We start from the raw sequence: 10,556 nt of genomic DNA, 5'->3' as shown, positions 1-10,556 counted from the left end.
AGGAAATCGCCGACCGTATCGGTGTGATCAACCGGGGAAAGCGGTTGCTGGTCGAGGACAAGGATGTGCTGATGCGCAAGCTCGGCAAAAAACATCTGGCTATTCAGCTTCATTCGCGGCTTGAAGAAATTCCTGCAAGCCTCTCTTCCTGGAGTCTTAATCTCAGTGAAGCGGGCGACCAGCTGATCTATGACTACGAGCTTGGCAGCAATCACGGAGCGATTGCCCGCCTGCTGCAGGATGTCGACGCCGCGGGCATCGGTTTCGACGACCTTTCGACGCGCCAGACCTCGCTTGAGGATATTTTCGTCTCGCTGATCGGAGAAGCTGAATGAATATCGAGGCGATCAAATCCATCTACTATTACGAGATGGCGCGCACCCGGCGGACCCTGCTGCAGAGCGTGATTTCGCCGGTTCTGTCCACGGCACTCTATTTTATCGTCTTCGGCGCGGCGGTCGGCTCGCGCATGCAGGAAGTCGACGGCGTGCCCTATGGTGGCTTCATCACGCCTGGACTGATCATGCTGACGCTGATTACCCAGTGCATCTCGAACGGATCGAGCGGGATCTATTTTCCGAAATTCACCGGCACCATTTACGAGATCCTGTCGGCGCCGGTGGCGATGAGCGAAATCCTGATCGGTTATGTCGGGGCAGCGGCGACCAAAGGCATGATGATTGCGCTGATCATTCTGGCAACCGCGGCCTTCTTCGTCGATCTTTCCATCGCTCATCCGCTGCTGATGCTGTTCTTCATGCTGCTGACCGCCGTGACGTTTAGCCTTGCCGGCTTCATCATTGGCATCTGGGCGAAGAATTTCGAGCAGTTGAGCCTTGTTCCCATGTTGGTCGTGCCGCCGTTGACCTTCCTCGGCGGCACGTTCTATTCGGTGAACATGCTGCCGCCGTTCTGGCAGACGGTCAGCCATTTCAATCCGGTGCTTTATCTGGTGAGCGGCTTCCGCTGGAGCTTTTTCGAGGTCTCGGATGTGCATCCGCTTTTGAGCCTTGGCATGGTCAGCTTGTTCCTGCTGCTCTGCCTCGGATTTCTCGCCTGGATCTTCAAAACGGGCTACAAGCTGCGGCCCTGACGTCCTCAGTCGCGGAGCCGCAATTCATCGGTCTGCATCTGCAGCGATCCAAGTGTCGAGAGAAAGCTCATGCCGAGCAGGCTCTGGTCGAGCCTGCCTTCCTCTAGAACCACGCCTTCGACATTGGTGCGGGTGATCGGTCCAAGTCGGATTTCCGGGATGCGGACAGGGGCTGCAGATGCGCGGCCATTGGCCGTCATCACCGTGCGGGTGAAATTGATCGTTGCCGGGTCGATGCCGATGCGCACGGCATCTTCAAAGCGCAGGGCAACCGAGCTGGCGCCCGTGTCGATCAGAACCGGTACGGATACAGGGCCGACGTCAATGGTGGTTTCAAAGTGACCGCCCAGTGATTTGTGCAGGACGACTTCGGTCGAACCGTCTGCAGTCGTCACGGTGACGGCCCTGCCGGGCATCAGGCCGGCCAGCACCCGTTCGCCAACGGCACTGAAATCATTGCGATAGAGATAGCCGGTGACCAGCACCATGGTGATCAGTACCCATATCGCCAGTTGCCTGGCGCTCTGACCAAGCGAACGGCGGCTGGCGACGATACCAGCGGACAACATCAGCATGATCGGGAGGGTCGCGACGAGGCTGCCGAAATCATCGTTGCTGATGCCGAAACTCTGGCCAGCGTCATGATTGAAAACCAACACGGCGAGACCAAATCCGAGAATGGCCAGTACAATGATCAGCCGCATCAGCCGGTCTCGCGCTCACGTGTCATGCGGGTGCGGCGGGTTTCGCGGCGGGGCTTTCGTTCCACCGTCTCAAGCCGTGCCGGAAGCGCTGCCATGATGTTGCGGCGCTCCGCGTCGGAATAGCCGATCCAGGCGCCGATTTCGTCGCGCGTGCGGCCGCAGCCGAAACAATAGCCGGTCTTGTCGTCGATCGAACAGATCAGAATGCAGGGTGATTCCATCGCGGCCTTCCAGTCGGTTCCTTTATATCGGTTGCCTAAAGGGCGATGGCAAGAGTGACGAGAAAGCCGATCTCGGCAAATTGCTGGCACGCGCCGATGGTGTCGCCGGTTTGGCCACCGAGTCTCTGGCGAATATGAGCGGTGAAGCCATAGCTGAGAATGCCAGAGGCAATCAGGGAGGTCAGCAGCGCGGCAAGGGGCAATGCGAGCCAACCGAGCGCGATGGCGAGTGCACCGCCCAGTGCAAGCGCAAGATTGGCCACGGGCTTGGTCGGCGCACCGGCACGCGATGCGACGCCATCGGTCCGGGCTGTTGGGAGTGAGGACCAGTGCCAAACCATCAGTCCGCGACTAAGGCTTGCGCCTGCAAGCCACGCGGCGATAGCGGGGGCAATGGAGCCGGGGATGCACAGCGTCGCCAGCGCCGTCGTCCTCAATGCGATCGACAGGATCAGGGCCAGGGCGCCATAGGTGCCGATGCGGCTATCCTTCATGATCGTCAGGGCTTTGTCGCGATCATGGCCGCCGCCAAGGCCATCGGCGGTATCCGATAAACCATCCTCATGCAGCGCACCGGTGGTCACGACATGCACCGTAATGGTGAGCAACGCCGCTAGGGTGGACCCGGCGCCGAGCGTCAGAGACAGCGCCAGAACGCAGGCCGAGGGCAGGGCGATCAGTAGGCCGGCGACAGGGAATGCCGCTGCTGTTTTTGACAAGGAGCCGTCATGGCCGGCGAAGAAACGATCGGGAACAGGCAGGCGGCTCAGAAAGGAAATTGCCCTTGCCGTCTCATCGATGTAGGCGCGCCAATCCAGCATTTATCGTCGTCCAGTGAAATGGCGACCGCATCTGCCGCTTTTTAAGTTGAGACGGGTGCCTGTGGCCAGTATGAGAGAGGCCACAAAGCCTGATTTGCTGGAAGATTACAAGGAAGCTCGCCCCATGAACGTTACCGGCCTGCCATTCGACGATTTCCGCGCCCTGTTGCGCGATCTGCCGGGACCCAACACCGCGGCACTGGTTGCCGCGCGTGACCGTGACCGTCAGTTGACCAAGCCGCCAGGAGCGCTGGGACGACTTGAAGAAATCGCGATGTGGCTTGCCGCATGGTCTGGCCGATCGCCAGCGGTCACCCGTCCGCTGGTCGCAATCTTCGCCGGCAATCATGGTGTCACCAAACACGGCATCACGCCATTTCCGCCTTCGGTCACCCAGCAGATGGTCGAAAACTTTGCGGCTGGCGGTGCGGCGATCAACCAGATCTGCGTAACCTATGACCTGGGGCTGAAGATCTTTGATCTGGCACTCGACTATCCGACAGGTGACATCACCAGCGAGCCGGCGCTGTCCGAGCGCGATTGCGCCGCAACCATGGCCTTCGGTATGGAAGCGATTGCCGGCGGCACGGATCTGCTGTGCATCGGTGAAATGGGCATCGGCAACACAACGATTGCGGCTGCCATCAACCTGGCGCTCTATGGCGGTGAGGCCGAAGACTGGGTCGGGCCGGGCACGGGTTCGGAAGGCGATGTGCTGCAGCGCAAGATCGCAGCCGTCAAGCAGGCCGTCGCGTTTCACAAGGAGCATCTGAACGATCCGCTTGAAGTCATGCGCCGTCTCGGTGGCCGTGAAATTGCGGCCATGGCGGGTGCAATCCTTGCCGCGCGCATGGAGAAAATTCCGGTTCTGATCGACGGCTATGTCGCGACGGCTGCCGCTTCCATCCTGAAGGCTGCCAATCCGACGGCGCTCGACCATTGCCTGATCGGCCATGTCTCAGGCGAGCCTGGCCACCTGAAGGCCATAGAACAGCTTGGCAAGACGCCGCTCCTGGCGCTTGGCATGCGGCTGGGCGAGGGCACTGGTGCTGCACTGGCCGCCGGCATCGTCAAGGCTGCGGCCGCCTGCCATTCCGGCATGGCGACCTTCGATCAGGCCGGTGTGAGCAACAAGACCCATGGCTAAGCAGAAGAAATCGGCGACAAGCCCCGAAACCCTTGCGGCCGAGGTCATCCAGAAGAAGACCGGCATAGCGCATCTCTTCGCTGCCGGTCAGTATTCCTCGCAAGGTTTTCGCCGCCTGATCGGCGAAGCCGCCTTCCGGCACGAACTCCTGGCTCTGGTCGTTGGCATGGGCCTGTTCGCACTCGTTGGCGCAACCACGCTTGAGTATCTCGGTTTCCTGATCCTGATGTTGCTGATGTTTTGCGTGGAAGCGTTGAACACGGCGATCGAGGAGCTTGTCGATCGGATCTCGCCGGAAATCTCGACAGTCGGGCGCAATGCGAAGGATCTGGGATCGTTTGCGGTCTTCTGCCTGATCGTCGCAAATGCGCTGCTGGTCTGCTACGTTATCGGCTCGCGCCTGATCGGTTATCTCTGATCAGGCGAACTGACGGCGGCGGGGTTCGACAGCCTTGGCCTCGCTGACGGCGGGAAGGCTTTCCAGCACGCGGCTCGATGGCAGAATGGCGATGACTTCGGTGCCTTCGCGCAGTTTCGACTTGAGCTTGAATTCCCCACCATGCTTGGCGAGGATTGCCTGAACGATCGGCAGTCCGAGGCCGGTGCCCTGCTCGGCGCTCTTGATCGCGATCGAGCCCTGGCCGAAGGCCGAGAGTACGACGGGGATTTCGTTTTCCGGAATGCCGGGACCGTTGTCGCGTATGGAGACATACTGGCCACCGCCAGCCGTCCAGCCGGCCTTGACGATGATCTCGCCGCCCTGGGGGGTGAATTTCACCGCATTCGACAGCAGGTTCAGGACGACCTGTCGCATGGCCTTTTCGTCGGCCCAGACGGAGGGCAGGTTCTGTTCGAACTGTTCCTCGATACGGATATTCTTTGATTTCGCCCTGAGCTGGATCATGCCGATGCCGTCTTCGGCGAGTTCCAGAAGCGAGACAACCTCTTCGCTCAGTTCATATTTGCCAGCTTCGATGCGCGACAGGTCGAGAATTTCGTTGATCAGTTCCAGCAGGTGCTTGCCCGAACGGTGAATGTCACCGGCATATTCCTTGTAGAGCGGGTTGTTCAGGGGGCCGAGGATTTCGGTTGCCATTACCTCCGAGAACCCCAGGATCGCATTCAGCGGCGTACGCAGTTCATGCGACATCGATGCGAGGAAGCGCGACTTTGCCATATTCGCCTCTTCGGCGCGGCGACGTGCCTCATCGGACAGCGATTTTGCCACTTCCAGTTCGGCGATCAGGTCGTCTTTCTCGGTCTGGAAGGAAAGCAGCTTCAAATTTGCCTGATGCAGGCGATTGGTGATGTAGATGAAGAAGATCAGGGCCGTGGTGAACACCGCCGTCAGACCGAGGTCAAGCATCTGGCGGCCGGTCAGAGAAATGTAGGCCAGTGCTGCAACTGTCGGAAAAAAACCGAATAGGACGGCCTGGCGAAGCAGCATGTTGGCCATCGCCGTGATCGAAAGGACCAGCAGCAAGACCGCCCCTTTGAAAAACACAAAGCCGCTGCCGCCGCAGGTGGTGCATTGCTGGGTGGCAAATACCGCCCAGGAGCAACCCATGGCGACCTGACCCGCCAGCAGGAACTGTCGCCAGCGTTTGTGATTTTCCGGTGTGATGACCGCCTTGGAGGCACGTTTGACGACGAGAATGCAGAGCGCATGAATGCTGAGCGCAAGGATCGCCCAGATGAACAGACGCGGTTCTGATTTGAGATATGTGCCAAAACCCGCAACGAGCAGCAGAACGGCCGGCATAACGGCCGCGCCCTGGAGGGTCGCAGAAAGGTGCATTCCGAGGATTTCGACATCGAATGCGGGAGAGACGCCTTGATCCGACTGCAGTCGCTCACGGGTTGTGCGCACGGCTTTCGCCGCTGCCCGGCTGTGGTGGGAGCGCGTCAGGTCGACAATGTTCTTGTCGGTGGATGTGGGTACGCCGTTACTCATCACTGGGAAGATTTCTACCGCTGACTAAGGCAAGCTTATCGGCCATTTCTTAAGAAGATCCTGTCATGGAAGGATTTGTTTGCCATATGTGCAAAGGATTTGTTTTTGAAATGGGAGGGAATGTGGCGGTGGTGAGGAGGCGTTTGCGGGATGCGCTCGTCGGGCTCTGCATGCTGGCGCTGGCACTGCTCATCATTGCGAAGCTCGAACAGGAAGCTTCCATTGATCTCGGCGGTCCGTTTCAGGTCGTCGATGGCGACACGCTCTCATCAAATGGCAACCGCCTTAGGCTTCTGGGTATCGATGCGCCGGAGCTTGGCCAGCAATGCATAAGCGGTCAAGGCAGCTATGATTGCGGCGTGTCGGCGCGCGACGGTTTGGCTGCGATGCTGGATCGCGCCGACTGGGTGTGCGAAGGCGGACGGCAGGACAAGTATCGGCGGTTGCTGGTTCGCTGTGCGAGCGGGAGGACAGATCTGGCAGAAGAACTGGCGCGTCGGGGGCTGGTTGTGGCCGAGGATGATTATCTGGCAGCGGAGGCCGAAGCTCGGGCAGGGCAGCGAGGAATTTGGAACGTGACATTTGAAAAGCCGTCGGATTGGCGCCGGGCCCGCCAATTGGACGAGATGGAACCAGATGACGGGTTCATGGCGTTTGCAATCGAGCGCATTGGTGCATGGTGGAGGAATTGACCGCATGGCAGCCAGGATCCGACAGGCTGGAGCGAGCGATGGTTGATCCGGCCGATGACCTCGGGCGTGCAATTGCCCAATGCCGGATCTGTCGTGACTGTCCGGCCGGTGGCGACATCAATCGACTGCCGCACGAACCTCGGCCCGTCGCGTATCTATCGCAGACCGCGCGGATCCTGATCGCGGGCCAAGCTCCCGGCCTTCGGGTACAACAGACCGGACTTCCGTTCAACGATGCGTCCGGAGATCGCCTGCGGCTATGGCTCGACGTCGATCGGGAGACCTTCTACGACCGGTCGCTGTTTGCCATCGTGCCGATGGGGTTCTGCTTTCCCGGGTATAATGCGCAGGGCCATGATCTGCCGCCCCGGCGCGAATGTGCACCGCAGTGGCGCCAGGCGACGATGGATGCGATGCCGCAGATCGAACTCGTCCTGGCGATCGGGCAATATGCCCAGACCTGGCATCTCGGCAGCCGGCGTCGAAAGACCATGACGGAGACGGTCGAGCACTGGCGCGATTTTCTCTACAGCAATGTGCCTGGACCACGGGTGCTGCCCTTGCCTCATCCCAGCTGGCGCAATACCGGCTGGCTGAAGAAACATCCGTGGTTCGAGGCGGAGGTGCTGCCGGCGCTGCGGCGAGAGGTTTCGCTGTTGATAGATCGAAATAATTTTCCTTAATTTGATCGAATCCCGGTATATCTGAGAAAATCAGTTTTTCAGGGCCTGTCATGGATCGTCTCGACCGCAAAATTCTTCGCATTCTCCAGGAAGATTCCACCCTGGCTGTCGCCGATCTCGCCAAGAAGGTCGGACTGTCGACGACGCCCTGCTGGCGGCGCATCCAGAAGATGGAGGAAGACGGCGTGATCTGCCGTCGCGTGGCCCTGCTGGATCCGGCCAAGGTCAACACCAAGGTGACGGTTTTCGTCTCGATCCGCACGTCGAGTCATTCGATCGAATGGCTGAAGCGGTTTTCGGAAGTGGTGTCCGAGTTTCCGGAAGTGGTCGAATTCTATCGCATGAGCGGCGATGTCGACTATCTGTTGCGCGTGGTCGTTCCCGATATTGCGGCGTATGACGCTTTCTATAAGCGCATGATTGCCAGAATCGAGATCCGCGACGTGTCTTCTGCCTTTGCCATGGAGCAGATCAAGTACACGACCGAACTGCCGCTCGACTACATGATGCTCGACAACAACAAGTCGAACGAGGACTAAACTGTCGAGCTTTTTCGAAGACGGGCGAGAATCTTTTCGCTCGTCAGCTCCTTGACTGCGTCCCTGCCAATCCAGCGCGCGGTCTTGTCGCCGCTTTCTGCCAGTCGTTCCGCGCAGGCGAGCGCAGGGTCGTGGCAGGCTTGATTGCGCTTGCCGATATTGCGCAATGCCCAGTTCACTGATTTTCGCACGAAGTTGCGCGGATCATTGGCGTGTCGCTCGATCACCGGCAGGAAGCCGAGGAAGGTGGCATCCGGCTCGGATTTGTTGTGGACGCAAGCGCCGGCGATCATTGCAAAGGCGGTTCGCCGGACAAACTCGCGATCGTCCTGTGCAAAATGCGCGACAAGTTCTTGCCAACCGGAAAGCTCGGTCAGCAGATCAGCGGCGGCATCGACGATTTCCCAGGAATTGAAGTCCGCGACCCAGAATTCGACATCGGATCTGGTCATTTGGCTCGGGTCTGCCGTGTAGATCGCCAGCATGCGCGCATCGCGCATACCGCTGTGCCAGAGTTCCAGTGCCCGTGCATGGTTCCGCCCGATCTGACGGGCGAGTTGCTGCAAGGCCGGGTTTGAGATGCCGAGTGCGGTTTCCGTGGCTATGGCGAAGCGGGCCATAGTCCTGACTTGCTGATCGTCGCGCAGGCTTTTCAGATGCCCAATGAGATCTTTGGTCGTGGACTGCGGCCCGGGTGTCATTTCTCCAGCCGCGCCAGCAGGGACGACGTATCCCAGCGCTTGCCGCCGAGTTTCTGCACCTCGCCATAGAACTGATCGACCAGTGCTGTGACGGGCAGGGTTGCACCGTTGCTCCGGGCTTCCGTCAGCACGATATCGAGATCCTTGCGCATCCAGTCGACGGCAAAGCCGAAGTCGTATTTGCCGACGGCCATGGTCTTGTGGCGGTTTTCCATCTGCCACGAGCCAGCGGCGCCTTTGGAGATGACTTCGATAACCTTTTCAATGTCCAAGCCAGCTTTCTTGCCAAAATGAATCCCTTCTGCGAGACCCTGGACTAGGCCGGCAATGCAGATCTGGTTGACCATCTTGGTCAACTGGCCGGCACCGGCTGGCCCCATCAGGCCGACCATTCGGGCAAAGGCGTCGATCACCGGCCGTGCCTGCTCGAATGTCTTGTCATCGCCGCCGCACATCACAGTCAGCATGCCGTTTTCGGCGCCTGCCTGACCACCGGACACAGGGGCGTCGATGAAGCCGCAGCCCTTGACCTCGGCTGCAGCGGCGAGTTCACGTGCGACTTCGGCGGAAGCCGTGGTGTTGTCGACCAGGATTGCACCGGGTTTCATGCCGGACAAAACGCCGTTTTCGCCGATGGTGACGGAGCGCAGATCGTCGTCATTGCCGACACAGGTAAACACGAAATCCGCATCTTTGGCTGCTTCGGCCGGGGTGAGCGCGTGGCGGCCGCCGTGCTGCTTCACCCAGGCTTCTGCCTTGGCGGTTGTGCGGTTGTAGACGGTCACATCATGGCCGCCCTTGGCTTTCAGATGCCCCGCCATCGGATATCCCATGACGCCCAAACCGATGAATGCGACCTTTGCCATGCTCATGCTCCCGATACTCAATGCCTGCGAAAATGTCGGCACAAGGCATAGCGCAAGGTTATGGAGAGGGGAAGGCGATCGGTGGAGTTTACTGTTTGACGGGTGCGCCCGCATTTTTGCGGATATCGTCATCGCTCAACAAGGTGAGAGACAAGGGACCGAGGCGTCCGGAAATTTCGTTCCATAGACGCCGCAGGCGACGAACGTGCAGATCATCACCGATCCAGTCCATCAGGTGTTCGATGGCGCGGGAGGCGTCTTTCGCTGTGCCCGTAATCGATGACAACGCCCAACGGCTGAACTCTCCTGCATCCACTTCCCGCACCTGTCCTGCTTCGTCACCAGGGATCAGGAATTTTGCATTGCTCGTGATCTGAATGCCGTGCAACAGGTTGTTGGGCGCGAAGAGAACAGCAGCATAAATCCGGTCGAACTTGTCGATTGCTTGCTGTTCCTCGGTCGCTAGTTTTCGATCCTGCTTCAAGGCGCGTTCCAGATCAAAAATGGTCCGGACGTTGAACTGGCGTAGCAGAAGGAAGCGGTCCAGTCCTACAACACAGCAAAGTTGAGCCTGTGCTATCCAATCGATTGCCTGGTAAATCCCATAAGGTGTTTCGATGTGAAGCATGATCGGATTGTAAGTGGCGAGTGACTGGACTTCGGAGATGCCGCATTCCTCCAATCGGAACCGGGTGAAATAGTCTATGCCATCAATGGCATCGAGCGGTATGACCCTTGTCCATTCCTTGAAACGGTCGTCGGTCTGCTTGATCCAGTTGATCACGCTGGTCGATTTGAGCAACGCAAATTGTATTGCGCTTTCCGGCAAGAGGCCGAAACACAATGCCAGCAGGATCCAGATCAAAGGGACGCCCGGATTAATCGTGATCGGCGTGTTATTCGATGGAGGTTTTGCGAAATCCGCAATTGCAAGAAGTGGATTGGGCAAGGCTCGGTAAAGGATGATCGTGACGAGGACAGAGACAACGATCATCGCGGCCTGGCGGATGAATGTGTAAGCAGACAGGTCGAAGACGGCGAGAGCCTTGACCAGATAGCGGAGCGAAGCGACATAGGCGCCGATGAAGGCGAAGGCCGCAACCGTCGCCGTGTTTTCTGCTGCAATCCGGACCGT

General features: G+C 59.0%; 12 protein-coding genes and 2 pseudogenes. 7 read left to right on the top strand and 7 right to left on the bottom strand.

Annotated features, from left to right (window positions below; translation table 11 throughout):
* Together PDO_RS04525 and PDO_RS04520 are read left to right on the top strand one after the other, a co-directional pair.
* Positions 1-335 (top strand): annotated as a pseudogene (locus PDO_RS04525) (multidrug ABC transporter ATP-binding protein); the annotation flags it as partial.
* Complete coding sequence (locus PDO_RS04520; RefSeq protein WP_007598389.1) at positions 332-1,093, top strand: ABC transporter permease; 762 nt, start codon at positions 332-334, stop codon at positions 1,091-1,093. The pseudogene PDO_RS04525 and the gene PDO_RS04520, both read left to right, overlap by 4 nt.
* 5 nt (positions 1,094-1,098) lie before the next feature.
* Here PDO_RS04520 and PDO_RS04515 read toward each other — a convergent pair whose 3' ends face one another.
* Genes PDO_RS04515 through PDO_RS04505 form a run of 3 tightly spaced genes read right to left on the bottom strand, consistent with a single transcriptional unit; the run spans position 1,099 to position 2,839 of the window.
* Positions 1,099-1,800 (bottom strand): TIGR02281 family clan AA aspartic protease, encoded by a 702-nt coding sequence (locus PDO_RS04515; protein WP_037072630.1) that lies wholly within the window; start codon positions 1,798-1,800, stop codon positions 1,099-1,101.
* Positions 1,797-2,018, bottom strand: a complete 222-nt coding sequence (locus tag PDO_RS04510; RefSeq protein ID WP_007598386.1) for a DUF1289 domain-containing protein — start codon at positions 2,016-2,018, stop codon at positions 1,797-1,799. The genes PDO_RS04515 and PDO_RS04510 overlap by 4 nt, the downstream gene beginning before the upstream one ends.
* Before the next feature lie 35 nt (positions 2,019-2,053).
* Complete coding sequence (locus PDO_RS04505; RefSeq protein WP_007598385.1) at positions 2,054-2,839, bottom strand: adenosylcobinamide-GDP ribazoletransferase; 786 nt, start codon at positions 2,837-2,839, stop codon at positions 2,054-2,056.
* Between the two features lie 124 nt (positions 2,840-2,963).
* Between PDO_RS04505 and cobT the strand changes: the two genes are divergently transcribed.
* Both cobT and PDO_RS04495 read left to right on the top strand, forming a co-directional pair.
* Positions 2,964-3,986 carry a nicotinate-nucleotide--dimethylbenzimidazole phosphoribosyltransferase gene (gene cobT / locus PDO_RS04500; RefSeq protein ID WP_007598384.1) on the top strand — a complete coding sequence of 341 codons (1,023 nt, stop codon included), beginning with the start codon at positions 2,964-2,966 and terminating at the stop codon, positions 3,984-3,986.
* The gene (locus tag PDO_RS04495; RefSeq protein WP_007598383.1) at positions 3,979-4,404 is read left to right on the top strand and encodes a diacylglycerol kinase; all 426 of its coding nucleotides are present in this window, start codon (positions 3,979-3,981) and stop codon (positions 4,402-4,404) included. The genes cobT and PDO_RS04495 overlap by 8 nt, the downstream gene beginning before the upstream one ends.
* Here the strand turns inward: PDO_RS04495 and PDO_RS04490 are convergent, their stop codons facing one another.
* On the bottom strand, positions 4,405-5,940 hold the full coding sequence (locus PDO_RS04490) for a sensor histidine kinase (RefSeq protein WP_007598382.1): 1,536 nt from the start codon (positions 5,938-5,940) through the stop codon (positions 4,405-4,407). It abuts the gene before it with no gap.
* Between the two features lie 65 nt (positions 5,941-6,005).
* Between PDO_RS04490 and PDO_RS04485 the strand changes: the two genes are divergently transcribed.
* Genes PDO_RS04485 through PDO_RS04475 form a run of 3 tightly spaced genes read left to right on the top strand, consistent with a single transcriptional unit; the run spans position 6,006 to position 7,854 of the window.
* On the top strand, positions 6,006-6,632 hold the full coding sequence (locus PDO_RS04485; protein WP_244426341.1) for a thermonuclease family protein: 627 nt from the start codon (positions 6,006-6,008) through the stop codon (positions 6,630-6,632).
* Positions 6,633-6,670: 38 nt separating this feature from the next.
* Complete coding sequence (locus PDO_RS04480; RefSeq protein WP_007598380.1) at positions 6,671-7,315, top strand: uracil-DNA glycosylase family protein; 645 nt, start codon at positions 6,671-6,673, stop codon at positions 7,313-7,315.
* Between the two features lie 50 nt (positions 7,316-7,365).
* Complete coding sequence (locus tag PDO_RS04475; RefSeq protein WP_007598379.1) at positions 7,366-7,854, top strand: Lrp/AsnC family transcriptional regulator; 489 nt, start codon at positions 7,366-7,368, stop codon at positions 7,852-7,854.
* Here the strand turns inward: PDO_RS04475 and PDO_RS04470 are convergent.
* From PDO_RS04470 to PDO_RS28205, 3 genes and pseudogenes are all read right to left on the bottom strand, one after another.
* Positions 7,851-8,555, bottom strand: a complete 705-nt coding sequence (locus tag PDO_RS04470; RefSeq protein ID WP_007598378.1) for a DNA alkylation repair protein — start codon at positions 8,553-8,555, stop codon at positions 7,851-7,853. The genes PDO_RS04475 and PDO_RS04470 overlap by 4 nt on opposite strands.
* Positions 8,552-9,535, bottom strand: a complete 984-nt coding sequence (locus tag PDO_RS04465; protein WP_280113359.1) for an NAD(P)-dependent oxidoreductase — start codon at positions 9,533-9,535, stop codon at positions 8,552-8,554. Before PDO_RS04465 ends, PDO_RS04470 begins: the two co-directional genes overlap by 4 nt.
* Positions 9,510-10,556, bottom strand: a pseudogene (locus PDO_RS28205) (hypothetical protein); the annotation flags it as partial. The pseudogene PDO_RS28205 and the gene PDO_RS04465, both read right to left, overlap by 26 nt.

Source organism: Rhizobium sp. PDO1-076 (genome assembly GCF_000247475.1).
Taxonomy (GTDB): domain Bacteria; phylum Pseudomonadota; class Alphaproteobacteria; order Rhizobiales; family Rhizobiaceae; genus Allorhizobium.
The sequence above is the reverse complement of the archived record's forward strand: the minus strand, read 5'-3'. Positions and strand labels throughout refer to the sequence as shown.